We start from the raw sequence: 26212 nt of genomic DNA, 5'->3' as shown, positions 1-26212 counted from the left end.
CAATTTTAGAGCAACACTCGATTATTAAACGATGCAATGGTACGAAGCGCTAACAGCTAGTTTAGAAGATTTGAGTCAATATTTAATTGACCCAAGCCAAAGAATATTTGGCCTCTACTTGCTGGGCGCTTTTTTATTGTCCATTCCTGTTTTTTACTTCGTGAATAACGGCCGCGGGATTAACGCTTTTTTTAAGTTTCTATTTCCCAAGAAAATTTGGTTCGCTCAGTCGGCTAAACACGACTATGTACTTTTGGTGGTCAACAAAATCATTCGTGGTGTGCTTTTAGCACCGGTGATTATTGCGATGGTTCCAATAGCCTTGTATGTCACTGAAGTTTTGGAATCCGTTTTCGGTACGCTTACGCCAATCAGTAACACCCGCTGGCTAATCATGCTAAGCTTCACCACATTGTTATTCGTTCTCGATGATCTGTCTCGTTTTGTCCTCCATTGGCTCCTTCATCATGTGCCATTTTTGTGGGAATTTCACAAGGTTCATCATTCCGCCAAAGTACTAACGCCCATTACAATCTATCGCTCTCACCCGATTGAAAACTATCTATTTGCAAGCCGGTTAGCCGTTTCACAAGGTTTAGCGATTGGCATAAGTTATTACTTATTTGGCCCCACACTTTCAGTGGTTGAAATCGCTGGTGCCAATGTTTTTGTTTTTGCCTTTAACTTTTTAGGATCTAACTTGCGCCATTCTCACATTTGGTTGAGCTGGGGACCCAAGGTTGAAAAGTGGTTTATCAGCCCAGCACAACACCAAATTCACCATAGTGATAATCCCGAACACTTTGATCAGAACTTAGGCTCCGCATTTGCTATTTGGGATAGAATGGCCGGCTCATTAATTACGGCAAACGCCGTGAAACGCGTAAACTTTGGCGTCGGCCGGGACTTCAAAGAGCATGATACGCTGCTTGGTATTTATTTTTTACCGATTAAACATTCAGCAAGAAAGTTTATTGGCATGTTCAAACCAAGCCGATAAAACTGAGTCAATTAAGCAGTTTTTTTCATTTTTACATATCCGTTAACAATTATGATTGTTGTTAACCTTCTCCGTTTTAGGCAGACTATAGCGTTAAAAAATTTCAATCCATCATAATGTTATGGGGAGCAATATGACTCAACTTTCAAAAATTGCCGCCGCAGTGAGCTTTGCGTTGATACTAGCAGCCTGCAATCAAGACAGCCAATCGTCGTCCAGTCAATCACAGAGTGACAAACAACAAAGCCAGACGGCAAAAGTAGCTGAACCATCTGCAAATCCCAGTCAAGAGGTTTCAGCTGATGCTTCCGCAAAAGCCAATCAGCTTTTTGAAGAAATCTTTATGCAAGGGGTGATGCGTAGCCCCATGTACCAAACGTTTTTGGGTATCAAACAAGATCAAGACAAATGGAATGACTTATCTGAAGAGAGGCAGTTGGAAGACTTAGAAATCACTAAACAAAACCTTGAGAAAATTTTAGCGATCGATGAAAGCCAGCTCGATGAACAGACAAAAATTAGCTACCGTCTGATGAAAGAAGGATTACAACAAGAAATCGAAGACTTTCAATGGCGGTATTACAATTACCCTGTAAATCAAATGTTTGGCTTGCATTCGGGCGTTGCCTCGTTACTGATCAATCAGCACAGAATCAGCGATACAGCCGATGCTAAAGCTTACATTGCTCGGTTAAACAACCTGAACACACTCTTTAACCAATTAGTTGACGGTCTCAAAACGCGCGCAGAAAAAGGCATTATTGCACCTAAATTTGTGTACCCTTATGTGATTGATGACAGTCGCAATATTATCTCTGGCGCGCCTTTTAGCGAAGGCGAAGACAGTACATTATGGGCTGACTTTAAGCGAAAGGTTGAGCAACTTGAAATAGAAGCCAGTGAAAAAGAACAGCTTTTAGGTGAAGCCAATAAAGCATTAATCAGTTCTGTAAAACCGGCCTATGAACAGCTAATTGGCTACTTAGAAAAATTATCTGATCAGGCCGATACTCGAGACGGCGTCTGGAAATTCCCGAATGGCGGTGACTTTTTCAACAATCGCTTACAACGAATTACCACAACAAACCTTACTTCAGAGCAAATTCATCAAATTGGTTTGTCTGAAGTAGAACGAATACATAATGAAATGCGCGATATTATGAAACGCGTTAACTATGACGGGACGCTCCAAGAATTTTTCGTTTATATGCGAGAAAGCGACAAGTTCTACTACGAAAATACCGACGAGGGAAAAAAACGCTATCTAAAAGAAGCAACCGCCTACATTGATAATATGAAAGCACGTATCGATGAGTTGTTTATTACCAAACCCAAAGCGGATTTGATTGTTAAAGCAGTCGAACCATTCCGTGAAAAATCAGCCGGTAAAGCTTTCTACCAACAACCCTCAATGGATGGTACTCGACCAGGTACTTATTACGCCAACTTATACGATATGGAAGCTATGCCAATTTATCAGATGGAAGCGCTAGCTTATCACGAGGGCGTTCCAGGACATCACATGCAAATAGCTTTAGCACAAGAACTAGCGGGTATTCCTAAATTCCGTAAGTTCGGTCGTTACACTGCCTACAACGAAGGTTGGGGGTTATACAGTGAGTTGGTACCTAAAGAAATCGGTCTCTACGAAGATCCTTATTCGGACTTTGGGCGACTTGCCATGGAGTTATGGCGCGCGTGTAGACTGGTTGTAGACACTGGTATTCACAGTAAAAAGTGGACCCGAGAACAAGGAATTGAATACTATGTGACGAATACGCCTAACGCTAAATCCGACGCAGTAAAAATGGTCGAACGACATATCGTCATGCCTGGTCAAGCGACCGCATATAAAATCGGCATGAATAAGATTGTCGAGTTACGAGAAAACGCCAAAGCGAAGATGGGCGATAAGTTTGATATTCGCGAATTTCATGACGTTGTACTCGCCAACGGGCCTGTGCCACTAACGGTTTTAGAAGACTTTGTTGAAAAATATATTCAAAGTAAATAGTCATTGAGTGAACAAAAAAGCCGGCGCAATGCTGGCTTTTTTATTTCTTAAGACAATTTGCTAGCAGGTTGCTAAAAACAATTCCATACGATTGATTAACTTGTGACAGTTTTCTGTACTCAACGCAAATTCATGCGGTGTCGCGATGCAACCATGATCATTATCAAAATACTCACCAGAGCTTTCAGCGAAGCTAAAATCTAGGCTCGCCTTGACTAGTATTTGTGCACCAATACTTAAATCCTTTCCGGCGACACCAAAACCTTCTTTTACCATTTTGCTGGCGAGTAATGACCCCGGATTAACGGCTACCATCGTAGGACCTTCACCCGATAAGTGACTCGCTAAATAACGAGTCCACATTACGACAGCCAATTTGCTCTGTGCATAGGCATCAAACGCGTCGGAAAAATGCTTATGATGAAACAAGCGCTCAAAATCAAGCGGCGCCTGTGCGGCTGACGAAACGTTAATCACCCTGCTGTCAGCTGACAATAATGGCATTAAAAGTTTCGTCAGATAATAAGGCGCGATAGTGTTAACCAAAAAACGAACGTCAATATTGTATTGAGTCGTTGGGTGACTCGTTTTAAATACGCCAGCATTGTTTATCAGTACATCAAGAGAAAGCTGCTTGCGCAAAATCGCTTCAGCAAGCCCCGCAACTTCAGAGAGGTTGGAGAGATCAGCTTGGACCATGGTGACGTTTCCAGCGTCAATCCGGCTCAATGTTTGGTGAACCCGCTCAAGCTTTTGCTGACTTCTACCGTGAAGTAAAACATGGTGGCCTAATTCCAGTAATTTCTTCGCTGTTAACAATCCAATACCGTCAGTAGCTCCCGTTATCAGTATATTCTTTGGCATTTTTCCGCTATTCATGGTTTACAACGACCTTACCCATGGCGCGTCCACTCTCTAAAAATTGATGCGCATCCGCGATTTGAGCTAAAGAAAAAACAGGTTCACAGATATAAGGCATTAGCTTACCGGCTTCCACAATTCGTGCGATCTCTGTAAGAATTCGTCCATGTTGCTCACGGCCCGTATTGTGGATCATCGGAATAAGCATAAATATTACATGTAAAGATAAGCCTTTTAAATGAGCTAATGTTAAGTCCATTTCAACCATTGAACTTGTTGTCGCTATATGACCATTCAGTTTGGCTGCTTCGATAGAGTGAGTAAGATTTTGGTCGCCCACCGAGTCAAAAATCAAATCAAACCCCTTTCCTTCGGTATATTGCTCAGTGTAATCTTCAACTCGTTCAGATTTATAATTGATCGCTTTGACGCCCAGATTTTCTAGGTAAGCTATCTGCTTGTCTCCGCCTGCCGTAGAATAAACTTGAGCACCAAAATACTGTGCAAGTTGGACTGCAATATGCCCAACCCCGCCTGAACCGCCATGAATCAGAACCTTCTGTCCCTCAGATACGCCTGCGCGCGATAACCCTTCATACGCAGTTATTGAAACCAGTGGCAAAGCCGCAGCTTGTTGCATGGAAATATTGTTAGGTTTCTTTGCGATTAACCTACTATCTGCCAGCATATACTCAGCAAGACTCCCAGCAATCGTTCCCAATCCACCCGCACAACCGAATACTTCATCACCAATTTGAAACTCAGTAACCCCTTCTCCAACCTCTTCGATAACACCGGCAAAATCCATTCCCAATATCGCTGGAAGAACGGGAGCGAATGGCAACATATCGCCCAACGATCGAATTTTATAATCAACCGGATTAACACTGCTTGCTTTGACTTTTACGACCACATGACCGGGTTTAACTACCGGCTTGTTCACTTCAACCTGTTTAAAAAATTCGGTACCACCAAATTTATCGATAATCATTGCTTTCATTAAAAATATCCTCTCAGTCCAAATCATCTTTTCCTTCGATGAGAAAATGATGACTAATAGAACCTTTTGTTCGCGCTTGTAAGTGTGGTTGGTAAGTCGGATCTGCCATAAATGCTAGCGCGCAGGCTTTAGTCGGCCATTCAATAATGATTCTTAATCCAACTTTATCACTTTGCCCCTCTAGGCATTCATGGTTAGCCGTACGGGCAAGATACTTGCCACCATATTGCGTCACAAGGTGGGTCGCAGAATCGATGTAATCCGCTATCCACTCGTCAGACGTTGGTGTGACTTCGAGTACCGAGTAATAGCTCATTGACGCCTCCTAGTAATGCTCGAATTATTTTGGAATTCGAGAACCAGTATATTGCCTTTTTAAAAATTGATAATACCTTTATAATTCAATTCTCTTTCAATATTTTATTGATAATCATGAAATTAGAACATTTGGAAGTGCTGGTACGCGTCGCGAGGACTCATAGCATCAGTCGAGCGGGTCAAGAGCTTGGGTTATCTCCCACTGTTTCGAGTAATTACCTGACCAAACTTGAAACGGAACTTGGTGTAAGGTTAATCCACCGCACAACTCGAAAAGTCTCACTAACAGAGGACGGCATAGACTTCTTAGCACACGCGGAAAATGTCCTCGCCAGCGTTGAAGCAGCTAAAGCATCCGTTGGCGCTGGAATTACATCACCGACGGGTACCTTACGCATTACCGCGCCTTCATCATTTGGGCGAATACACCTTATGCCTCAGCTCAATGATTTTATGAAGTTATTTCCAGCGTTGGAACTAGACTGTCGGTTTTCAGATAATATTGTTGATCTCGTTGAAGGTGGATTCGATATTGCTATCAGGAATGCAGAACTTAAAGACTCTTCGCTTGTGGCACGCAAACTCGCGCCGGATAAACGCGTTTTGTGCGCATCCCCGGATTATGTAAAAAAATATGGAGAGCCTAAAACCCCCAACGACCTATTAAAGCATCAATGTCTGACATTAAATGGACTAGAAACGTGGAAATTTAAAATCCCTGACGGCGTTCAAGCGATAAAAGGTAAAGGTCGATTTAAAGCAGATAATGGAGAAGCTATCCGTGACGCATGTATTCAAGGTATGGGGATTACTATTTGTTCAACCTGGATTGCTCATCAACATTTACGTTCGGGAAAACTGATCCACCTACTACAAGACTTTCCGCTAGTCTCACAATCCGCCATATGGGCGGTGTATCCCACCAATCGTCAACTAGCGCCCAAGGTAAGAGCATTTATTGATTTCTTTGTTAATGCCTATGGAAAAAAACCTTACTGGGATTCACTATGAACTTAGCACTTAGCACTTAGCACTTAATTTAACGCAGTCTTAAATAAAAAGCCGGCATAAAGCCGGCTTTTGTCATCTATACCAATCAGTAAAAGTTATTGGTATTGCATCGCTTTGTGCAGTTCAACTAAGTTCTTCACTTCCTTCTCACCTTTTAGGTTAGCGAAAGAACCATCTTTAAACTTAGACCCTCGAAGCTGAATCGATACTCGACTAGCCTCTGGGTTTAACGCCGTTTCTTTGTAGAAAGTTTTCAAGTCTTCTAAAGTTACCTTTTCTACCTCAGCAATAAGCTTTGCACGCGTACTGAAATCCCACTTTTCTTCGTACCAGTCTGCAATGATTGGTCCGAGTTCTTCGCTTAAGTTTTTCGGTTTTTCTTTTAAAGAAACCAAAACACTATTCTTAAGTTGGGTAAATTCAGCGTCAGTAATCGCATTAAGTTTCTCGACGTACTCAGTCTTAAAGTCATCAAAACGTTTTTGCATGTCCACTACGTTTTTAACAGGCGTCTGAATTGCAAAACCCAACGTTGTGTAATCGCGAAGCTGAGTTGTTAACGCGGTAACGGCATAAGCAAGCTGTTCTTCCGTACGAAGCTTATCAAAGGTTGCCGTTCGTAAGTGACTGCGCAACACACGCGCTCTCGCTTCTTGTTTGGTGCTCGGGTCGGGATGTACTATCAAATCCAAAATCGCTACATCGGCAACTTCTAAATCTTTTTTATAGCTAATCACCTCGTTACTCGCAGGTTTCCAGATTTTGGTTCTCGCGTAATCGGTAACCTGACGATCGCTTGGTAATACACTCTCAATTTGACCAACAAACTTTTTAATGTCGTTATCATCATAATTGCCAAATGCAAAAACACGAATTTGGTTATTCGCCATAACTTTATTCATAAACGATTTTAAGTCTTCAGCAGTCAATTTTTGCGCGGCTTTAATTAAATCATCAGACTCATAACCAGTCGCCGTAACAACGTTAGTCATATATCCGAATAACTGACTAATCGGGAACTGTTTTTCCGCATTTTTCAGATTTCTGATATAACGATCAACTGCCTGGGCAAAGCTTTTTGAATCCGTATCGAAGACTAAGCTGCCAAGACCTTGCGCAAGTAATTCAGCCTGCTTGTCGGTAAATCCACTCACCGACAATTCAAGTCCCTTACGCTCTCTTAGCGAAAGACTCATACCGGCAATATCAGCTTCGGTCATTAATGCACTTTGTTTCAATGAATATAGATCGGTCCACAATGAGAACAAAATTTGAGAAGAGATATCCGACATATCTTCATCACTGTTGAAGAACACTCTCACTAAACCTTTCGGTTGGGTCTTAAACGCCTGTGAAGGATAATGCCACACCTTAATTCCATTTTCGTCATGAACCATTTCAGGTTTAGCCTGATCCGCTTTGTCAGCGGTTTTAATATCAAACCCTTCAGGTAACAAGGTATTTACTTTAGGAAGCTTTAATGCATAGTTAACCGGCTTACTCCAAGCATCGATCTCGCTTTGCGGAATATCAACAATTTTGTATTTACCGTCATAAAAATGCATTGTCTGATCGTGCGGTTCCTGCTTACTAATGTACCAAATACGCAGTCTCTCGGGGGTTAACTGGTCAAGTACATTTTGAATCGACTTTGCATCAAACCGGCTATAGGTGTACGGCGCGCTGATGACATCAGTGACTGGATAGGTTTGCATTTCATCCGCTAGATTTGAAACATATCCAAAAGCATTGCCTTTTTCTAAGAATCGAAAATCATTATTTAACGAAGTTTGAATTTCCTTGAAATACTTTTTATCGACGCCGTCTTTTCTAATTTTTTCAATAAAATTCATTACCACAGCAGTGATTTCTTCGCGCTTTGCCATGCCAGCGTCAGTCAAATCAATTCTGATTGCCATGCTGCCATAGTTACCGTATTGCTCCGGTGAACCGCTTGAAGATAAGTTTGAAATTAAGCCGGCTTTTTTCAATTCGTAAGCTGGCGAGCCGGGCATTTCAGAACCAATTAAATAGCTGATAAAAAAGTTAGGTTTGGTTTTATAATCATCAACATTATTGTCGATCGTAAAGTCGATGACGAGTTGTTTAACATCTTGGTTAGGAACGTAGTGAATACGCTTTTTACCCATCTCGTCAAAGTTTAATTTTGTCGAAACTTTTGGTTTTTCAATCGCTTTGTCTTTGATGCTAGAAAAATGCTTAGTCGCAAGCTCTTTCATTTGTGCAAGTGGTAAATTGCTGACTAGTGCTACTTTCATGATATTCGCTGAGTAGTACTGATTGTAAAAATCGACAGTTTCTGTGTGTAGTTTGCTACCGGGCTTATCGCTTAAAGTTTCTAGGTTGCCAATTAAAAAACGATTAGCCGGGTGATCGCCCATCATCGAACGATTTAATTTGAATTGGCCGAAAAAATCCATTTCTCTTCGCATTGACCATTCTGCGTTTACCGCATTTTTTTCTTTTTCTGTGTACTCTTCATATAGCTTCGGCGCTTTGAAAAAATCAGAAAATCGATCAAGCGCTTCATCATAAGCGGCGTTATTGATTTCAAACATGTAGTTTGTGATGTCTAACCAAGTGTAAGCATTGGAAGAGCCGCCATTCTTTGACATAAAGTCGCTATAGCCATTAGTCTCAGGGAAGCGTTCTGTGCCTAAGAAAAGCATATGCTCTAAATAATGCGCCATACCTTGCTGAGTCATCGGGTCATGTAACAGACCGACACCAACACTCAGCGCTGCAGCTGATTTATCGACGGTTGGGTCAGACACCAGAATAACGCCGATTCCATTGTCTAAGGTCATCGCAGCGTAGTCTCGTTGGTCATTTGGGCTGACCTTAACGGTCGTATCATTTGAATCAGCACTGCCACCGCCGGTCTGGCAAGCCACAACAGCAAATGAAGCGGCCACTACTAAGCCGTATTTAATTAATCGATTCATAAATATTCCATCTTGTTGTATTTGTTGAGTCGCGTTTTCGGCGACATGCGTTGTCGCAGGCTGGCTATTATAAGATTTTCAATGACGACATTGAGTCGCAAATTGTTTCGATTTGTGATTTTGGAACGGTAATATTACCAAGGCAGGCACTTAAACACATTTCGTTATGAAACATGGCCAGAGGCAAAAAGGAAAGTTAACGCCGCGCCAATCAAGCTCAATTGATCAGCTGGCTTGGGCAACATCGAGAAAATATCTTAGTTTACGATTAGCCTTTTTTGATGAAATCTTGCGCCGCAGCAGACTTGGAGACTTTAATCGCTTCTTCCTTACTAATGACCCGCTTAATCGCAGAACTCAGGGACCAGATTTCGGCGCTCGCTACTGGGTCGCTCCACTCATAAACACTGCACCCTTCTGAAAACGAATCCATGTAGGCTACACGGAAGCTAAGCTTGTTCTTAAGTGCTTGTAATTTAGAGTCTTTTCCAACCGACTCGATGATTTCTTCAGAAGATTTAACGCGCTTTCTTACTCGATTCCAGCAAATCTTAGATTTTAAGTGTTTATTAAACTTTTCAGCCTTGTGCAGCAGCTCCTCGAAGGTTTCAAATGACCAGATTTCAACGGATGAAGGAGCCAGTGGCACAATGAGTAAATTCGAAACCAACATCATCGCGCGGACTATCGGATTAACATGCGGTGCCCCATCAATCACTATATAGTCAAAGTCATTACTGTGTTTTTCGATTAAATTAAACAACTGCGCCGGCGTTGCCGCTTGCTCAAGCACTAAACCAGTCTCCTCATAAAGCTCATTTCTAACTTTAAACCACGCAGAGAGAGAATGTTGCGGTGGATCACAGTCGATCATCAGAACATTACCTGACTGGGAAAAAGTCACAGCCAGATTAGCGCAAATAGTACTTTTGCCGACTCCTCCCTTAGCCTGTGCAACTGAGATGATTTTAGCTGTCATAGATCCGCCTTCCCACAATCTTTACTGATTTGTTTGTTGGTGTTGTTCTATCTACCTGATAATTTAGGAGTTTTTTAATAATAAAGCAAATATTTAATGCTCAAATTTCCACCAAACCAGGTCGAGATATAGCGGAATTTGCAGAATCAGGAGAGGATTTTAGCGGCTGTAATCTTACAAATTAGTTAAATTTAGATCACTTTTTATGAATCATCGGCACTTTGATCGGCGATTAGTCTGTTGGAGTATGACTTTTGGGGCTATGACTTTTTGGGACTATGACTTTTTTCGATAATTCCGTTTTATCGACTCATGCGAAGTAACCATGCAGGCGTTTCCCTAGGTGGGAAGTTGACTGGTTACATTGTGATTAATCGAAGCGCCTCATTAAAGAGGCTCACAATATGGGGGAAATTTAAGCGTTAGCAAAAAAACGCTCTCGACTTTGGTCGTAATTATTAACCAGAACGTCAATCCCCTCTTGGTCGTAGGGGCGCAGGCCACTCATAATAATTTGCTTTTCGCCATGACCGATGACCTCGTCATTCGCGCAAATGTCAAAATCCATGATGACCATTCCTCGCTTGCCGTTTACATCGAATCGAGACTGTTTTAGAACAACTTCTGGGGTGTGCTCAGAAAACTTCTCAAATCCGAGTTTCATCATGTCGTATATGACCATTGGCTTCACTGGATTTACCATGACGCCCTCTTCTTTCATCAGCTCGACAATGATGTGCGGAAAAGTTTTTCCAGAAAATGCCACATAGGAGCGCACTAAAGCTTCGACAAACGCTGTGTCTTGAGTGTTGTCACCTTCCCGAGTCATTGCCAGGAAGCTCTTTTGATTGTCATTCTCAACTCTTATCTGGTCTTCATTCTCGACAAAATGAACCTGACTATCGCCACTCACCATACCTTGAAAATCAAAGGTCATATTCTGACTAATACCATATTTGCATGAGGTCAAAGAGAACAACAAGTCACCTGGAATACAAAATCGGTTGTTGTCTGGGTCATGCAGCGGATTGAAATCACCTGCGATTTCTTTGGCAAAGTCGCTACCCTGCTGCTTTGAAAAAGAATATTTGTCACCTGATTGGGTAAAGAAGTTTTCAAGGAACATACCAACTCCAATTGTTGCCAGCGTAACCATTTCAAACAATTCGGCTAAGTTACGCATTTCGCCTAGTTTCGTGGCGCGCACTATACCGATGAATGGCCTCTAGTGCCAGTTTTTCCAGGTCAAACCTGTTCATATTAGTCAGTATTGATTGCACTTAAAAACTATCATGAAAGCTTTTATGCCACTCGACCATGGCTACTAAACCTTTTTATGTGACCACTGATCGTTTTATTTTGATTAAGTCTCCTTTTGCTGAGACTTTGTTTTGACTATGCCCGTCGTTAGACCGGTACCAAACAATATGACACCACAAGCTATCAATGTTTCTATCGAAATAGTCTCATCTAAAAACATCCATCCCCAAAACATCCCAAATAAAGGCATTAGGAAAGTAACGGTAGTCGCATTTGCAGGGCCGGTGCGTTCAATAAGCCTAAAGTAGAGTATGTAAGCAAACCCTGTGCAAGCAATCGCCAGAATAATTAAATTAATCCAGCTGTTTAATGATGGCATTTGTTGCGGCCAAAAATAAATCGCCATTGGCATTAAAAATAGACTCGCGCCCACTAAACTGCCAGCAGAGAGTGCTAGCGGATTAATGCCAACAAGATATTTTTTGCTGTAGTTTGCCGCAATCGCGTAACAAACTGCAGCCAGCAAACCGGCACTTACTGCAATCGTAATATTACGATCCGCAAAACCGACTTTATCCCACACCAGTAAAATCACGCCAATTAAGCCAATAAACAACCCGACAATCGCGGACTTTGATAAACGCTGACTTAGCCAAATGAACCCGATAATCGCAGTAAACATCGGTGTTGCTGCATTTAATATTGAAGCAAAACCTGCGGTTAAATATAGCGTGGAAAATGCAATTAAGGAGAAAGGAATCGCTGAATTTAATATTCCCACAACACTAATTGTCAGCACATTTTCTATGATTTGCTTCTGACGATTTCGCCAAAAAACAAAAGGCAAAAGAAATACAGCAGCAAGTGCAACACGCACAGCAATGAGAGGAATCGCACCAAACTCAGCAACAGTAACCCGCATAAATAAAAATGAGGCTCCCCACAAAGCTGCCAATAATACTAGATCAAACAAATCTCTTGACTTCAATATTCTTCCTTCGATTGTCTCAGTTCGGTTGTTTTATTTAGGGTGTCTTTTTAGGGCTGTCTCATTAATAGCTCTTCAGCAAAGATACGTGGTAATTCGCTATTGTTTGTTAAGTATTTTTTATTTAACTTATATATTGTTTAGCTTTTGAAATTTGAGTTCTACTCTGAGCTCGTTTTTAAGCGTCCACTCTCTATATCAAGTAGCCGTTGCTTGCGCCACAAGCCGCCACCATAACCGGTGAGTTTACCATTTTTGCCGATTACTCGATGACAAGGAATGATAATACTAATTCGATTATCACCGTTTGCTTTCGCTACCGCCCGAACCGCATCAGGGTTACCGATAGTGAGTGCTTGTTGTTGATAGGAGCGAGTCTCGCCGCATGGAATTTCCATCAATGCTTGCCAAACGCGCTGCTGAAAATCGGTTCCAGGAATATCCAGCGGCACCGAAAACTTCGTTCTTTTACCAGCGAAGTATTCTTTGAGTTGTAAACTCAACTTAACGAATAGTGGATGCTGACCGGGAACGAACCGCGCCCTTAATAATTTACTGAGTCTTGTAATTTGGGTTTCCAGCATCCGTCGATCTGTAAACTCTAGCAAACAGATTCCCTGTTCCGTAGCACCGGCAAACATAGGGCCGAGCGGTGTTAATATTCGAGTAACCGTAACAACATTGGAACGCTTACTTGCGCTAGGCGCCGCCCCGGTGAGCTTCCGAAAAGCATGATTAAACCCACTTAGCGATTCATAACCGCTGTCCAAAGCCGTGTCAATGACTTTATCATCATGCTTGATTAAGCCGAAAGCTCGATTGATTCTGAGCGCTCTTGAATAGGCTTGAAAAGTCATACCATGATGTTTCTTGAACCAACGCCTTACTCGCACCGGATCCAGACCTCGTTGACGAAGGTCTTGATCTTTAAATTTTTGTTGCCCCGATTGAGAAAGCTCCTCGAGCAACCCTTTTAGCCAATCGGGCGACTCTCCATAAGGTCTGGTTGGATGACAGACTTTGCATGGCCGATAGCCGAAACTTAACGCCTGTTTGATATCAGCAAAGTATTCAACATTTTCCGGCTTTGGCTTGCGAGCATTACATGTCGGACGACAAAATATTCCTGTGGTTTTTACGCCAACAATAAAAATCCCTTCATACGAAGCATCTTTATTGACCAAAGCCTCGTACATGACTTGATTATCCGGTAACTCAATAGATTGCAATTTATTCAATTTGTCTCACTCCCAATAACGACCTATTGTAGAACAGCTATTCACGAATAGCTAAATCGCTTTACGAAGTGATTATCGTTAAAACGAATTATCAATTCTTCCGAAAAATGATCAACCAATTTTTCAATTGTGTTTGACTGCTTAAAATCAAACTTGTCTGTCGCTTTTATCTGTCACCATTGAAACTGACAGCGAGCTATTGCTTCAGGGCCGATTAACAAGTCGCTTAGCATGGTCTGTTTAATCAATTTGATCATTTTGGTGTGAGACATGGGAGTCTCATCACAAAATAAGTCCAGTTATCGTCTGATGCTTTCAGTAAAGTAACAATTCATTTATTATTCAACGAGATATAAGATAATCTTCAACAAATGAATTTGTCACTTATGGCTAATCAAGCGATACCTGTTATTCAAAATCCGAGAGTTTCTCATTTGAGCGCACCGAAACAGAGAGCGGCGGCTATATTGCTGGGTTTTGCCATTAGCTTTCCCTGCAAAGCTGACAATGCACTAGTATGGATTGGTTATAACCAAACCAGCTCGGATTTTTGGGGAGATGGTCGAAGCGACTTTAAACCTGACGGCGAAAGTATTGGTGTAAGTTATTTGTTTGATGACACCATTGATGTGGCTTATAGCTTCGGAAAAATCAAAGGACAAGAATCTTGGCCGATAGCGGGCGTGAACAATCCTAATGTTACAGACAGAGGAGAATCAGAGTCAGAATCCCATAGTCTTAGCTTAACTTGGCTGTTGGAAGACTTCAGTCTTGGGTTTACCGTCAGCGATATTCAAAGCGAAGAGCGGACTTTAATCCGCTTTCCAATTGTCGCGGAGATTACGGTTACTGATGATCAGCTTGTTTCCCTCAATTATGATGATTTTTACAGCGATGACAAAACGACTTTTGGTTGGAGTGTTGGTTTACAATTTGCCGATAGTAAAAACGATAATTTACAAGTCTTTTTTACTGATCCAGCCACTTCAATCGCAACGCGCTTTAATCAAAAAAGTTATAGCCTTTTTAGCGACTTTGATATCAGCTACGACATTGAAAGCGAATCCATCACTTTTACGCCGCAATTGTCGGTCGGCTGGAATTTTGAGTTATCTAGCGATGGTGAACCGCTAATCCTGTTAACTCGAGGCGATAGGCGCACATTATTAAATCGTTTCAACGACAGAATAACCAATAGCTTTCTGATACCCGACTCGGGCTATTGGAATCTATCCACTAATCTCGATTTACACAATGGTTGGAATATCGCGCTAGCTTATGGCAAAACAATATCGGCTCCAATCGATACAACTTCGATATCTTTTGATATTAGCCTTGCCTTCTAGCACGACGCTTCTTCGCCCGTTGCTGCATGCGTTTAATTAACTGACGGCGTTTTTCAGGCGATAAATTCTTAAACTTTTCCCTTAGTTTTTTTCGTTGCTCGGGTGGTAACTTTTTGAACTGTTTGAATGCATCTCTTAAACGACGCTGAGTCGCCGGTGGTAATTGCTTAAATCGTTGAGAGCGATTTTTTAGGTTTTCCTGTTGCTGGGGATCAAGAGCGCGCCACTGTTTAAAGCGTTCTCCTGCAACCTGTTTTTGCTCGGCAGACATAGACAACCATCGGTTTGCACCTTTTACTAGGTTGGTTTTTTTCTCATCAGGTAAGTCTGCCCAACGCCCTTCAAATTTGGCCAGTACTTTTTGGACTTCTGGCGACAGTTCTTGCCATTGTGTCTCAGCGTGAGCAACATTGACGAATAGGACACAGACGAATATGAAAAAAATCAATCGTTTCATTATCTATCCTCCGTCGCTTTTTTCTGTAAATTTAAATCTTTTTTCATTTCACTCTTACCATTTTCAAGGTCTTCTTGTTGAGTGTTTTTTTTATCAGTTTTTATGTCACTCTTAGTCAATTCAGGTTCATCAGCAATATCTAACATATCAAGTGGATCAGTCACTTCGCCATCCACGTCTTCCATGCTTGCTAGAAACTCTAAAAACGCTTCATCAGGTTCTTGGTTGACTGCTTGCGCGAAAATATTCCCAGACGTTATTATCGTTGAGGAAGTTAATAACCAAAGCCATGGCTTAAAGGACCGCACTATCGCTTTCCTCTGCCATCCAATAAATAAATTCAAGCTCTTCAAGCATCTCTAAATCTTCTTGCAATAAGTCATCTTCCAATATTTGCGCAAAAGTTTCGTTTTGAGCCTCTTGTTGGTTAGGTGCAAGTTGAAAAACCAGTCCCATGACAACGGCAAAACTTACCGCACCTGCAGTTTTCCAGATAGGAAAACCACTTGTCTTTTGTTCTGTGGCTCGCATGCGGATTTGGTTTAAGCGTCGACGAACATCGGGTGATAAATTTTCGACGCTATCATCAAGCGCTTGGTTTATTTGCGTTTCAACTTTTGAATCATCGTTCATAACCTACTCCAAAATTATGCAACTAAATCATGGTTTCCTGCACCGCTTTTGCAAGTGCTTCTCTTGCTCTCGAGTAGTGAGTTTTAACACTTCCCTCACTGCAGCCCATCGCCAAAGCAGTTTCACTGACACTAAAGCCTTCCCAACTTCGCAACATAAAACACTGTTGCTGTCTGACCGGAAGCTGCTTTATAGCGACCAGTACATGATCAATATTTCGCTGACCGGAAATTTCTCGCTCGGGTGTAATGAAATCACTTGCTTGGTCTACCGGATCAATTATTTCATCATCTTCTTTTTGCGCTGACTTCCAGAAAAATATCTTCTGTTGAATCGTCTTACGCCGAAAATAATCAGTGATTCGACTTTGTAGTATTCGATAAAATAACGGTCGCCACTCTGACGCAGGCTTTTGAGCATATTTCTCGACGAGTTTAATCATTGAGTCTTGAACAATATCAAGCGCGTCGGATTGATTCTGAGTCGCGATTTCAGCCATTCGATAAGCCTTCTTCTCAACTTGCGCCAAAAACTGCTCCATGGACAGTGGTGGCGTCGTAGTCCGCTGAGACGATTCTGACTTGTTTCCCGAATTACCCAGAGCGACTCCTCCAGTAGCATTGGCTGTGTTGGCAGCTTGTTGGCTATTTGCAGTCGAATTGACCGAATGTTGACAAATCGATCTCTCACTTTGTGAAAAATCACGATTACTACTGTCAAACTTTACTAACATAAGATGCTCTCGAGGATACAACATTGCGACGCAGGGGTGCAACGGCGCTTTTCTACTCAGTATTTCATTTTAACGAGCGAGATGAGATTGGGTTGACAAATAATTTTTAAATATTGATAGTCAAAGGCATATCATCGTAGGTGGAACTGAAGCGGCTCTATCAGAAAGTTAATATTCAAAGTCAGGTCTATCAAGGTCAGGCCTATCAAAATTTGAATTGCTATAATCGTAAAACAATATAAAAAACGGAAATAATCAAACCGGCCTCAATAAAATCGAGCCCGGCTTGAATATCTTAGCAATTACTCACTTGCCGCTTCGTCTAATCTGACGTGCAGCTTAAGCGCACTTAAGGTCACACTATCGGTCGAAAAACCGCCAGTTGCGTGCATCAGGTCGATTGTCATTCCTTCATCAAGCTTTTGCTGTAATTCTGCGGCGAAATCAGCAAAGTCAGAAAACGCTTGAACTGTACCAGGGCTGCGCAAGGTATAAATACCACGCTCAAATAAGGGAGAAACCTGCACAGCTTGCTCAAACGATGCTAAGTCAGTTCTGATACCGCCTTGAATTAACTTGTATACACCATCTTCAGTCTCCGTGTTGACGATATTAAGTGTCAGCCCCTCAGAGGATAATTCAGCAAGGGCGACCACGTCATCACCAGTTGGCCAGTTAGCGACCAGTTGGCTGCGAGACTCTGCATAGTTAATCACTGTCACCGCATCAAAGTCGGCGGGCGCGGAGCCAAAGGGGCTGACAAAACCCGTAACTCTTATCGGGTCACCGGCATCAGCGATAGACATCATAAGATTGTCCGTCGCAACCTCATAGGCATCAGGCGTGGCATCAAATGTCTCATCAATTCCAGTACCGGCAAAATTGTATACTTCAGGGTTTCGACCTTGGATTGCTTGCAATGCCATTGTCAAATACTCGCCATCCATGTCCACCGCATGCCCGGAAGCCGAGGTTATTCGCATTTTCACGGCACCAGCTGTCGCATCAATTATCGCGCCGCTGTCAGTTTCGCTGATCTCGCCTAAAACCGTTACCGCTTGACCGACTGATAGATCGGCAATGGTCACTTCGTCAGCAAGTCTGCGAGGTTTGTATACATTCGTGGTATCGGCTATCAAAACTTGGACTTCATCGGAAAAGGTAACGTCATTGTCCTGGCGAATCAAAGAAGCTCCTTTAACCGTCAAGGTATTTCCATCTCGCGCTACAATTACTCCGCGAGCTGCGTCTTTATCAGCCCCTGGAACCGCGGAACCAGCAAGCACAGCAATCGCGGTGAAACTGTCGGCATTGCGATCGAACAGGCCAAAGGTTACCGTAGGCGTGCCTTGGTCAAGCTCGGCCATCGCTAATAAACCTTCTTCACCGACATAAGCAGCATCACCGATGGTAAAGTTAGTCTCTTCATCAACTTGCACATTAACACCGCCAAATCGCCCCGCTTGACGATGAAAAGGACGCACAGCAATGCGAAAGTTTGACGCTTCTGCATCAACCGAAATTAACGGTCCTCTCACACGAAACTCTTTACTCTCCACCGGATCAATTTCAGCGATCAAATAGGGTTCAGTCATCACTTCGATTGGTTCGGCAGTTAAATCAACAGTGTGAGATGCAGCAAGGTTAAAATCAATTTCCAGCAAAGCGGGGCGATTTCTCGCAACGATCAAACGATTATCTTCATCAAATTGAAGTTCCAAGGTTTGACTGATAAGCGGGTTGCCATCTTCATCTATCATGTCTGCAGGTTGTGCAGCACCGTCTTTCTCTACTTGAATATCCGCGTTTGAATAATCAACCGTAATAGTGCCAGAAGTATAAACGCCAGCGGGTACAGTTGCCGCGGTAACCAGCTCGCTCAACTCAATGTAGTCAACAAAGTTAACAGTTTCACTCGTTGGCATAACTGCAACTCGGGTTCCATCGATGCGCACCATCTCGATACCGCTCACGTTTACACTGTAGTTGAGGAAATCTCCGTCAGCGTCGGTTATCCCTAACAACAAGGTACCGCAATCACTATTCGTGTTTTCAGCATCTCCGGTAACACACAGACTTGACTCTGGTTGCTCAGCGACCGGGGGTTCAGTCCCGCCATCAGTACTGCTGCCCCCGCCACAAGCGGCTAACGTTAATAAAAAAGCTGATAAACAGCTGGTCTTAATTATCGAATCAAATTTAAACATTATTCTTCTCCTCGGGTTGTTTAAGCTTTAAAACGCAAACAAACGCGCTTCGTTGACAAGCAACGAGAAAAAATAGCTCTAGATAAAAAAACGAGAAAAATAACAATTAGATTCAATAGGTTAATAAAAAATCATCAACTCTTGCTTAGACGATTTATCAATAAACATTAAAAAGTTTTGATTCTGCGAACAGAATTATTCATCATAAAGACAGAATCAAAACACCAATTGCTAAGACAATGCTTGCTACAGCAAATTTGATTGCAAAGGAACTCACACATGCAACTTCAATGTATTTCAATTGATTATGAAGATGAACAGCACGCCAAAGACTTGGTGAATTTGTTAGATGATTACGCCAAAGATCCAATGGGCGGTGGACAGGCTCTCGCCCAAGATGTTAAATCTAAACTGCCGCATGCGCTCGCAAATCGAGGTAATGCAATAAGCGTGATAGCCTATGCCGATGGGCATCCCGCGGGACTGGCCAATTGTTTCGAGGAGTTTTCGACATTTCAATGTAAGCCGATCATGAATATTCATGATTTAGTCGTCAGTGTTGACTATCGAGGCAAAGGTATTGCAAAAAAGCTACTACAGAAGGTGGAACAAATAGCCAGTAATCGCGGCTGCTGTAAACTGACGCTCGAGGTGTTAGATGGTAACCTAGTGGCCAAGAACGCTTATTTCAGTTTTGGATTCGAAGGCTACCAACTCGATCCTCAATTTGGTCATGCGATATTTTTAGAAAAACCCCTAAATTAGTTTTCTCCGTTTAGAGTGTAAGCAAAAATGATTGCCGCTTGATCAATCGACTTTTAACCGGCAAGATTAACTCGTTAGACAATAACACAAGGTCATCATGTTTTACGCGCTTACATTTATCGCCCTGGTCTTTGCCGCATTCGCCTTAATACAAAGCATTAAGGCTGAAAAGCGAGCCCACCAAAACCGACTCGATGCGATCCGTAAACAAATTGAAGCTAACGAGAAAAAGAAATTTAGAAAACAGCTCGAAAGTCGACAAAAGAAACGTAAACCTGATTAGCCACTAAGCTACGCTTCGGTCCATTGCGAACCTATGCCACATCTTTTCCCGCAGAAGCTTTTAATATCTGATACCAGTGCAAATCCGTCAACTCTAGCTGCAAAGCTTGTTGCGCGGCTTTTATTCGTTGTAGATTACCGCTGCCGATTATTGGCTTAATTCCCGCAGGATGTTTTAATAACCAAGCAAAGGCAACTTGATCAACCGTAGCGTCCACCTCTGTACCGACGACCGTTAATGCCTCTTTAACGCCTAAAGCTCGTTCGGAATCGCTATTAAAAAGGAGCCCTCCTGCCAATGGTGACCAGGCCATGGGCGTCATTTGATGTTGCTGGCAATAATCCAACGAACCGTCATAAAAAGAATGAGTATTTAAAACTGAAATCTCGATTTGATTAATTGCTAACGGAAAGTCACAAAAGGATTGCAGCATCGCAGACTGATGCGGTAAAAAGTTCGAGACTCCCGCGGTTAATATTTTACCTGATGCGACTAAGTCTGAAAAAGCTCGCGCAACTTCTTCGCCATTCATTAATGGGTCGGGGCGATGAATAAGAATTGCATCAAGGTGTTCGGTGTTTAACGCTTTTAACGAGTTTTCAACCGAACCGACGATGTGCTGATAACTTGTATCATAAGTTTTCATTTGATGCGTAGGACGGTTTTGAGATACCAAACGAATACCACATTTTGAAACGAGTTGAATTTGGTCTCGTAAACCTGGACGTTTCGCCAGTGCTTCGCCAAATAAACTCTCACATTGATAGTCACCATAAATATCCGCATGATCAAAACTGGTGATTCCGAGATCTATGCACCCCTCAATCAAATTAATCCGCTCGCTAACTGATAGCTCCCAATCAACCATTCGCCACATTCCGGCTACTAATGGAGATAACTTCATTTACCAACCCTTCTCAACTTAACCGACTTATACTCGGCCGCTTTGTATGTAGAGTGGTATCTTAAGCGACTTTTATAAGGCTTGTCTCTGAATACGTATGTATTTCGAGGATCTGGTTGATTGTCGAGCTCAACTAAGACTCAACCTTTGATGAGTAAAACTTTGCATCCGTGGATATTTCATGGGTATTATCCAAGAAAAACCATGGAGAGTCATCATGTCAATCAATCGCCTAGCACCGACAGCTTTATTTTTTATCACACTATTTATCGCAAGCTATTCCTTTGCATCGGACAATAAACCTGCGCCTTCTGCAGAACGCCAAGTTCCGGTGGAATACTTCAATGCACCTGGCGCGGAACAACGTAATCTGCCCTTTTCTGAAGCAGTCCGCGTTGGTGATCTTTTATTTTTATCCGGTAAAATTGGCACTGTACCCGGTAAACAAGGCTTAGTTAAAGGCGGCATTCAACCAGAAACCCGGCAAACGATGGATAATATTAAAGCAGTTCTCGAACGCCATGGCGCGACTATGGATCATCTAGTCAAATGCACAGTGTTTCTCGCGGATATAAAAGAGTGGGCGAAAATGAATGAAGTTTATGTCACCTATTTTAAGCATCACAAACCCGCACGAAGCGCTCTAGCTGCGAGCGGTCTGGCGCTAGATTCACGAGTTGAAATAGAATGTATTGCGAGTTTATGAGCATTAGCAGAATTGAGGTTTAAGGTTATCTGCTTCACGACTCATCCTTAGCGTTGAGACTTTACGCTTGAGGCTTCGGCTTTGACTAGCTAGCTTCTGCTAGCTAGTTTTCAAATATTGCTCTCAACTAATCAGTTTTGACTATTTGCTTTTAACTATTCGCTGACTAATTACTTGGCAGATTTAAGTTTACCGAATCTTATAAATATTATTGTTATTAAACTAAGTGTTAACCTTTGCGAGTAACTCTGAAAACAAGACACACAATTAATACTCAGTCAACATCCAATACTCAGTCAACATCCAATAATCCAATCAACACTCAAATCATCGACAACATAAAAACATAAAAGTTCTTCTATTTTAAACGGCTCGTTTTAAACAACCGGCGGTATTGTTAATCGAGACTTTTTTACGGTCTATTGCGTCATTATTAAGCTCACTCCATCTTGCTAATCGCAAGCGTTAAACAATTCATTCAAAATATCGTTTACAAGGAGAAAGCAATGAAAAAATTAACGATGGCAACTGGCTTGAGTTTAAGTCTATTGCTTGGCTGCGCGAGTAATCCAAGCGGCCCGAATGCGTCACATGGCCTTGGTGGATTTTTTCGTGGTGTCGCACATTTAGTTTTATCACCCGTTCAAATTGCTGCGGGATTATTAGAAGGTGTTGCCTCATTGCCCTACTATGCTAGTACCGGCTTACATAAAATTAATCAGGGCATGATTGAGGCACAAGCAAGTATTACTTTAGATGATACTTACGAAGCGGCCTATGGAAAAAGAATTAAAGATATCAATGTCGATGGTGATACCAACGAACAGTTTCGGCGTATGAAGCACGCCACCGCTTATTTACAAAAAATCCTCAAACAACACGGCGTTGTTGACTATGATAAGTATTTACTAACCAGTATTGATACAGCCAATCGACAAGGCGCCACTCTCTTCGCGGTTGTTTATCGACTGCGAACTAGTATCACGGTTATCGACAAGTATAATCCTAAAATCACCCGTAAATTCACAACAAAAGATCGACTGTTTTACGAGCCATATCGAGAGGATTTTCAAGGAACACCGCTAGACACCATTATTGACTGGGCGGGCGTACCGATTGAATCTTACCAATCGCAAAAGCTGCAAGCAGTAATGCTAACTTTAGCAGCTAACGCTATTGTCAACGGCAAAAGGCGTATCGATTATTGGCAAGCAGAAGCTGAGTGGATTAATGGAAACTTTAAGACGATCTTAAAGCAACAAAATGAACAAACAACTCGCTCTATGAAAATTTAATACGGTCGACTAGGAGCTTTTAACGGCGCAATCAACGCGCCGTTTGATTTTCGAAAGCCAACTTAAATAATGTCTCTTAAATTCTGACCGCTTTAATTCAGACGCTTAAATTCAGACAGTCACCTTTTCGTCATTTGCTTACTGACAATTTGGCGAATCTCTGACGGACTCTTAAGCATGTAGGAACAATGCTATTGAAATTGTGAGATATTCTGGATATCGTGACTGTCTGGAATATTGGAATATTTCTGGTCTGGAGTATTTTCTCTGGAATATTTTTCTCAGCGACAAAACGGCTCTACTCTCAATCGACACACTCGACTTTTCCCAAAAAAATAAAAAAGGGAGAACATCCTCCCTATATTAAAATTTCCAAACCGGTTGCTAATACCAACAAAGCAGCCACAGTTCCACCGGCATAGCGCCAGACAACCTGATATTCTTTTTGTAACTTTAAACCAAAAAGTGGCCTTAGAAACTCTATTCGGCGAATGATTTCATAACTTAAACCACAAAGCGCAAACGTGAGCACGAGTACTAAAATAGATTCAATAGTACCGCCCAGATTTAACTGAGTCAGTTCATACCCTAAAACAATGATAAAAGTCTGATGCAGAATATAATAAGGATAAACCGCTTCGCTCAAATAGGTGAGCTTTTCACTGTTGTGAGATAAAAAACGATAACTTAACCCTAAAATGGCTAACAACCAAATCAACCGGTCAAAGCTATAAATCAGGTAACCGAATATAAGTAAACCGCTAGACGATTCTCTTCCCGTTTTTAACCAAACTAAGTAATAAAAACTCACGAACAATAAGTAAGTCACGATTGCTATGAACAATAATCGAGTCGCGTTTTGAGCAAGTTTTTGCCACAGTAGGGTTCGCCCCGCAAAAATATAACCATAGACAACAAACAAAAAACCAAAAATTTCTCTGTCACCATCGAGTAAAAACTGAATTAAAGCGACGGGAATTAAAGCAATTGCGATTTGAAAAATCCCGGATATTTTTTCGAACCGATCGATCAAACTTTCGAACCAATTAGCATTTAATAGTGGTAACAGGACAATCAGATATAACGAAAATACCCATAGTTCGCGCAAGTACCATAAGTGATTCACATCAATATGAGGCCAGATGCCAGCTTGATATTTTTCGAAAATCGGATTATCGAGGTCGAAAAATGCTTGATAAAACTGCCAGTAGTTCATCGCCAAATCGCCGTTGGCGGTCATTTCGTAATATAACTGCGGTGGAACAACTACTAAAACACCAAACAACAGCGGTAGTAATAGCCGGTATGAACGCATGACGACAAAACGACCTAAACTCACTTTGGCGAGTATGAAACGAATCGCTACTCCAGAGATAAACCAAAGAATTAGCATTCGCCAGGGATTTACCAGCAACATGACGCCTTCTAAGGAAATGCTCAAATATTGGCTTTTAACATGAAACCCCCAATTTTCGACATAGAGCATTCCAACGTGGTAAAAAATCAGCAACCCAAAGGCAAGTACTCGCAGCCAATCTAAATCGTAGCGACGACCACTTAATGAGCTGGTGTCGGGCAAGAAATATTGGCTTAATTTGGTAATCATTGTGTGTTCTCGTTATCTGAGTGAGTAAGGCTATTGTCTACAAAGAGGTGCCCCTCCACTAGCTGTAAGTGATTGTTCTACAGAGAATTGTGATAAGCGGTGGAATAGAGGGATAAAAATTATTGATTTGAATTCTAATCGAAATACTAGTCCTCGCTGTTCTCTTTGCTTGAAATGAGCACTGATCAACTGAAATATTCTTAAACTGTTCGGTCGCAAGGAATGACTGCGTGATATAGTTGATAGGTTTAGATAATTACTACACATATTGAAGTGGACTTAGAATGGACCCACAAAAGATAAAAGAGCAAAATATAAAATACCTACAGCGTTCTGGTATAAAAGTGATTGACTGGCTTCCTCATATCAACATATCAGAATTTCGTTGTGACAGAGATGTGGCAATACGAAGTGTAATTTTAGCTGCATTACTTCAATTACACTTTGGAGCTCCAAATGATTTTATCGAAGATTACCTTAAACGAAATCGACTATACACTGCGCTTACTAAGAAAGAAAAGAGACTTTTAACATTGGGTCTTGATGAGTGGCCAAATCAGGATAGGATTGATCTCGAATGGTCGATCGAAGCAATTTGGTCGCTACAGTGGGCAGGAGGTAAACACAACAATTTAACATTTAATACATTTGTTGAGGACTCCTTGGCATCAATGTTGCCCGATTTTGCGAGAAATGAAACTGCCGATGAGTTTATTAAAAGTTTTACTTTATTGGATAAAGAGAAGATTTTTACCGAGCTAGATAAATTTTATCGTGCTCATTGGTATGCAAGAAATGTCCAATTAAAAAACAATCGAGACGACAGAGTAAATTTAAGTATAATCATGGAAAGACGAAAAGCCTTAGAGTGGATTTGTGACAAGAGCCTTGATTGGGACGACGTACCACTAGATACATAGCTTGTTCGTTTTTCTAATTTTGAATAACGGTGCTTTTGATGAGCTTTTGATCACTGAATAGGTACTCGAACAAACTCCAATTAGTTCAATTTAAAAGCAAAAGTTGTCATCTTAAGAAGAACAAAGTCGCCATTAACTGATAAACAGAAAGTAGTAATCGGGAACTAGTTGCTTGGATAAAATCCATCGAGACTAAAACTTAGCCGGTTTTTAATACTTTTGATATATTGTCTCTCAACATTGTGTAGCTGAAATGTAATTAAATCGACTGTGCATCACTTTCGCGAATTGAACTATTAATACTATGAATTTAACTACGATAGAAAAAATAACCGCCGAACTCAACCTTGTTGAAATTGATTTTGAGTTGATCGACGATCAGATACATATCCCTTTACCTTATAATTTTGATACCTTGGTCATTGAAATATGGCAAGATGGGGAAGACTCAATATCTCTACTCAATGGAGACTTTCATACCCATGGAGACATAGAAGCCAGGGAATATGGATTGCCAAGTCGAGAAAAAGGTATACTACACTTAGTTGAGTCCATTTTTAACGGTAAATTCAAACTGGCTAAACGTGTTAATGCACTGGGAAAGATTGAGAACAAAATACTCGATAGTTTTTCGCTAGCTCTTTTAGATGAAGGTCATGATTATGAATTCGTTAGTGAAGTTTCATTAAAATGCTAATAATCCCGAGCTCAGAAAATGAATT

The 26212-nt window shown here is 41.6% G+C and carries 25 protein-coding genes; 10 read left to right on the top strand and 15 right to left on the bottom strand.

The features are described from left to right. Positions 1-31: 31 nt before the first annotated feature. Both FLL45_RS09760 and FLL45_RS09755 read left to right on the top strand, forming a co-directional pair. Complete coding sequence (locus FLL45_RS09760; protein ID WP_142941829.1) at positions 32-1000, top strand: sterol desaturase family protein; 969 nt, start codon at positions 32-34, stop codon at positions 998-1000. A 133-nt stretch (positions 1001-1133) separates the two neighbouring features. Continuing rightward, positions 1134-3014, top strand: coding sequence for a DUF885 domain-containing protein (locus tag FLL45_RS09755; RefSeq protein ID WP_142941828.1), 1881 nt, complete (start codon positions 1134-1136; stop codon positions 3012-3014). Between the two features lie 60 nt (positions 3015-3074). On the opposite strand, the gene FLL45_RS09750 is transcribed toward FLL45_RS09755, so the two are convergent. From FLL45_RS09750 to FLL45_RS09740, 3 genes are read right to left on the bottom strand one after another with little or no spacing between them, the layout of a single operon-like run. Next, a complete protein-coding gene (locus FLL45_RS09750) occupies positions 3075-3893 on the bottom strand; it encodes an SDR family NAD(P)-dependent oxidoreductase (protein ID WP_246075804.1) in 819 nt (272 codons plus the stop codon). Then, complete coding sequence (locus FLL45_RS09745; RefSeq protein ID WP_142941827.1) at positions 3886-4875, bottom strand: zinc-dependent alcohol dehydrogenase family protein; 990 nt, start codon at positions 4873-4875, stop codon at positions 3886-3888. Before FLL45_RS09745 ends, FLL45_RS09750 begins: the two co-directional genes overlap by 8 nt. Positions 4876-4888: 13 nt before the next feature. Beyond that, complete coding sequence (locus tag FLL45_RS09740; protein ID WP_142941826.1) at positions 4889-5191, bottom strand: DUF1330 domain-containing protein; 303 nt, start codon at positions 5189-5191, stop codon at positions 4889-4891. Between the two features lie 116 nt (positions 5192-5307). Between FLL45_RS09740 and FLL45_RS09735 the strand changes: the two genes are divergently transcribed. Continuing rightward, positions 5308-6204, top strand: a complete 897-nt coding sequence (locus FLL45_RS09735) for a LysR family transcriptional regulator (protein WP_142941825.1) — start codon at positions 5308-5310, stop codon at positions 6202-6204. A gap of 95 nt (positions 6205-6299) precedes the next feature. On the opposite strand, the gene FLL45_RS09730 is transcribed toward FLL45_RS09735, so the two are convergent. The 5 genes from FLL45_RS09730 to FLL45_RS23105 form a co-directional block, all read right to left on the bottom strand. Then, a complete protein-coding gene (locus tag FLL45_RS09730; protein WP_142941824.1) occupies positions 6300-9170 on the bottom strand; it encodes an insulinase family protein in 2871 nt (956 codons plus the stop codon). 268 nt (positions 9171-9438) lie between these two features. Next, positions 9439-10149, bottom strand: coding sequence for a ParA family protein (locus tag FLL45_RS09725; protein WP_142941823.1), 711 nt, complete (start codon positions 10147-10149; stop codon positions 9439-9441). 415 nt (positions 10150-10564) lie between these two features. Further along, complete coding sequence (locus FLL45_RS09720) at positions 10565-11332, bottom strand: DUF3581 family protein (protein WP_142941822.1); 768 nt, start codon at positions 11330-11332, stop codon at positions 10565-10567. A gap of 180 nt (positions 11333-11512) precedes the next feature. Beyond that, positions 11513-12397, bottom strand: a complete 885-nt coding sequence (locus tag FLL45_RS09715) for a DMT family transporter (protein WP_142941821.1) — start codon at positions 12395-12397, stop codon at positions 11513-11515. A gap of 161 nt (positions 12398-12558) precedes the next feature. Then, positions 12559-13635, bottom strand: coding sequence for a bifunctional transcriptional activator/DNA repair enzyme AdaA (locus FLL45_RS23105; RefSeq protein ID WP_281282200.1), 1077 nt, complete (start codon positions 13633-13635; stop codon positions 12559-12561). Positions 13636-14006: 371 nt separating this feature from the next. On the opposite strand from FLL45_RS23105, the gene FLL45_RS09705 reads away from it, so the two are divergent. Beyond that, the gene (locus FLL45_RS09705) at positions 14007-14981 is read left to right on the top strand and encodes a hypothetical protein (RefSeq protein WP_142941820.1); all 975 of its coding nucleotides are present in this window, start codon (positions 14007-14009) and stop codon (positions 14979-14981) included. On the opposite strand, the gene FLL45_RS09700 is transcribed toward FLL45_RS09705, so the two are convergent. From FLL45_RS09700 to FLL45_RS09680, 5 genes are all read right to left on the bottom strand, one after another. Then, a complete protein-coding gene (locus FLL45_RS09700) occupies positions 14965-15438 on the bottom strand; it encodes a DUF3106 domain-containing protein (RefSeq protein ID WP_142941819.1) in 474 nt (157 codons plus the stop codon). The genes FLL45_RS09705 and FLL45_RS09700 overlap by 17 nt on opposite strands. Continuing rightward, positions 15438-15746 (bottom strand): hypothetical protein, encoded by a 309-nt coding sequence (locus FLL45_RS09695; RefSeq protein WP_142941818.1) that lies wholly within the window; start codon positions 15744-15746, stop codon positions 15438-15440. Before FLL45_RS09695 ends, FLL45_RS09700 begins: the two co-directional genes overlap by 1 nt. Further along, a complete protein-coding gene (locus FLL45_RS09690; RefSeq protein WP_142941817.1) occupies positions 15733-16071 on the bottom strand; it encodes a DUF3619 family protein in 339 nt (112 codons plus the stop codon). The genes FLL45_RS09695 and FLL45_RS09690 overlap by 14 nt, the downstream gene beginning before the upstream one ends. A gap of 22 nt (positions 16072-16093) precedes the next feature. Beyond that, positions 16094-16804: an RNA polymerase sigma factor gene (locus FLL45_RS09685; RefSeq protein ID WP_142941816.1), complete on the bottom strand. Its 711-nt coding sequence runs from the start codon at positions 16802-16804 to the stop codon at positions 16094-16096. Positions 16805-17106: 302 nt separating this feature from the next. Beyond that, positions 17107-19011 carry a DUF4382 domain-containing protein gene (locus FLL45_RS09680; protein ID WP_142941815.1) on the bottom strand — a complete coding sequence of 635 codons (1905 nt, stop codon included), beginning with the start codon at positions 19009-19011 and terminating at the stop codon, positions 17107-17109. A gap of 279 nt (positions 19012-19290) precedes the next feature. Between FLL45_RS09680 and FLL45_RS09675 the strand changes: the two genes are divergently transcribed. Both FLL45_RS09675 and FLL45_RS09670 read left to right on the top strand, forming a co-directional pair. After that, positions 19291-19776, top strand: coding sequence for a GNAT family N-acetyltransferase (locus tag FLL45_RS09675; RefSeq protein WP_142941814.1), 486 nt, complete (start codon positions 19291-19293; stop codon positions 19774-19776). Positions 19777-19873: 97 nt separating this feature from the next. Further along, positions 19874-20059: a hypothetical protein gene (locus tag FLL45_RS09670; RefSeq protein ID WP_142941813.1), complete on the top strand. Its 186-nt coding sequence runs from the start codon at positions 19874-19876 to the stop codon at positions 20057-20059. Between the two features lie 31 nt (positions 20060-20090). On the opposite strand, the gene FLL45_RS09665 is transcribed toward FLL45_RS09670, so the two are convergent. After that, positions 20091-20963 carry an aldo/keto reductase gene (locus tag FLL45_RS09665; RefSeq protein ID WP_142941812.1) on the bottom strand — a complete coding sequence of 291 codons (873 nt, stop codon included), beginning with the start codon at positions 20961-20963 and terminating at the stop codon, positions 20091-20093. A 217-nt stretch (positions 20964-21180) separates the two neighbouring features. Between FLL45_RS09665 and FLL45_RS09660 the strand changes: the two genes are divergently transcribed. Beyond that, positions 21181-21669, top strand: coding sequence for a RidA family protein (locus FLL45_RS09660; protein ID WP_142942248.1), 489 nt, complete (start codon positions 21181-21183; stop codon positions 21667-21669). Positions 21670-22175: 506 nt separating this feature from the next. Next, positions 22176-22964, top strand: coding sequence for a hypothetical protein (locus FLL45_RS09655; RefSeq protein WP_142941811.1), 789 nt, complete (start codon positions 22176-22178; stop codon positions 22962-22964). 358 nt (positions 22965-23322) lie between these two features. Here FLL45_RS09655 and FLL45_RS09650 read toward each other — a convergent pair whose 3' ends face one another. Beyond that, a complete protein-coding gene (locus tag FLL45_RS09650) occupies positions 23323-24570 on the bottom strand; it encodes an acyltransferase family protein (protein WP_142941810.1) in 1248 nt (415 codons plus the stop codon). 284 nt (positions 24571-24854) lie between these two features. Here FLL45_RS09650 and FLL45_RS09645 point away from each other — a divergent pair, with 284 nt between their 5' ends. Then, positions 24855-25490: a DUF4272 domain-containing protein gene (locus tag FLL45_RS09645; RefSeq protein WP_142941809.1), complete on the top strand. Its 636-nt coding sequence runs from the start codon at positions 24855-24857 to the stop codon at positions 25488-25490. Between the two features lie 304 nt (positions 25491-25794). Then, positions 25795-26187 carry a hypothetical protein gene (locus FLL45_RS09640; RefSeq protein ID WP_142941808.1) on the top strand — a complete coding sequence of 131 codons (393 nt, stop codon included), beginning with the start codon at positions 25795-25797 and terminating at the stop codon, positions 26185-26187. Positions 26188-26212: the final 25 nt, after the last annotated feature.

Source organism: Aliikangiella marina (genome assembly GCF_007004765.1).
Lineage (GTDB): Bacteria > Pseudomonadota > Gammaproteobacteria > Enterobacterales > Kangiellaceae > Aliikangiella > Aliikangiella marina.
The sequence above is the reverse complement of the archived record's forward strand: the minus strand, read 5'-3'. Positions and strand labels throughout refer to the sequence as shown.

Bases quoted from the DNA above. Each gene is read 5' to 3' on its own strand.
- FLL45_RS09760 (WP_142941829.1), top strand. From the start codon at position 32: ATGCAATGGTACGAAGCGCTAACAGCTAGTTTAGAAGATTTGAGTCAA.
- FLL45_RS09755 (WP_142941828.1), top strand. From the start codon at position 1,134: ATGACTCAACTTTCAAAAATTGCCGCCGCAGTGAGCTTTGCGTTGATA.
- FLL45_RS09750 (WP_246075804.1), bottom strand. From the start codon at position 3,893: ATGAATAGCGGAAAAATGCCAAAGAATATACTGATAACGGGAGCTACT.
- FLL45_RS09745 (WP_142941827.1), bottom strand. From the start codon at position 4,875: ATGAAAGCAATGATTATCGATAAATTTGGTGGTACCGAATTTTTTAAA.
- FLL45_RS09740 (WP_142941826.1), bottom strand. From the start codon at position 5,191: ATGAGCTATTACTCGGTACTCGAAGTCACACCAACGTCTGACGAGTGG.
- FLL45_RS09735 (WP_142941825.1), top strand. From the start codon at position 5,308: ATGAAATTAGAACATTTGGAAGTGCTGGTACGCGTCGCGAGGACTCAT.
- FLL45_RS09730 (WP_142941824.1), bottom strand. From the start codon at position 9,170: ATGAATCGATTAATTAAATACGGCTTAGTAGTGGCCGCTTCATTTGCT.
- FLL45_RS09725 (WP_142941823.1), bottom strand. From the start codon at position 10,149: ATGACAGCTAAAATCATCTCAGTTGCACAGGCTAAGGGAGGAGTCGGC.
- FLL45_RS09720 (WP_142941822.1), bottom strand. From the start codon at position 11,332: ATGCGTAACTTAGCCGAATTGTTTGAAATGGTTACGCTGGCAACAATT.
- FLL45_RS09705 (WP_142941820.1), top strand. From the start codon at position 14,007: ATGAATTTGTCACTTATGGCTAATCAAGCGATACCTGTTATTCAAAAT.
- FLL45_RS09700 (WP_142941819.1), bottom strand. From the start codon at position 15,438: ATGAAACGATTGATTTTTTTCATATTCGTCTGTGTCCTATTCGTCAAT.
- FLL45_RS09690 (WP_142941817.1), bottom strand. From the start codon at position 16,071: ATGAACGATGATTCAAAAGTTGAAACGCAAATAAACCAAGCGCTTGAT.
- FLL45_RS09685 (WP_142941816.1), bottom strand. From the start codon at position 16,804: ATGTTAGTAAAGTTTGACAGTAGTAATCGTGATTTTTCACAAAGTGAG.
- FLL45_RS09680 (WP_142941815.1), bottom strand. From the start codon at position 19,011: ATGTTTAAATTTGATTCGATAATTAAGACCAGCTGTTTATCAGCTTTT.
- FLL45_RS09675 (WP_142941814.1), top strand. From the start codon at position 19,291: ATGCAACTTCAATGTATTTCAATTGATTATGAAGATGAACAGCACGCC.
- FLL45_RS09670 (WP_142941813.1), top strand. From the start codon at position 19,874: ATGTTTTACGCGCTTACATTTATCGCCCTGGTCTTTGCCGCATTCGCC.
- FLL45_RS09665 (WP_142941812.1), bottom strand. From the start codon at position 20,963: ATGAAGTTATCTCCATTAGTAGCCGGAATGTGGCGAATGGTTGATTGG.
- FLL45_RS09660 (WP_142942248.1), top strand. From the start codon at position 21,181: ATGTCAATCAATCGCCTAGCACCGACAGCTTTATTTTTTATCACACTA.
- FLL45_RS09655 (WP_142941811.1), top strand. From the start codon at position 22,176: ATGAAAAAATTAACGATGGCAACTGGCTTGAGTTTAAGTCTATTGCTT.
- FLL45_RS09650 (WP_142941810.1), bottom strand. From the start codon at position 24,570: ATGATTACCAAATTAAGCCAATATTTCTTGCCCGACACCAGCTCATTA.
- FLL45_RS09645 (WP_142941809.1), top strand. From the start codon at position 24,855: ATGGACCCACAAAAGATAAAAGAGCAAAATATAAAATACCTACAGCGT.
- FLL45_RS09640 (WP_142941808.1), top strand. From the start codon at position 25,795: ATGAATTTAACTACGATAGAAAAAATAACCGCCGAACTCAACCTTGTT.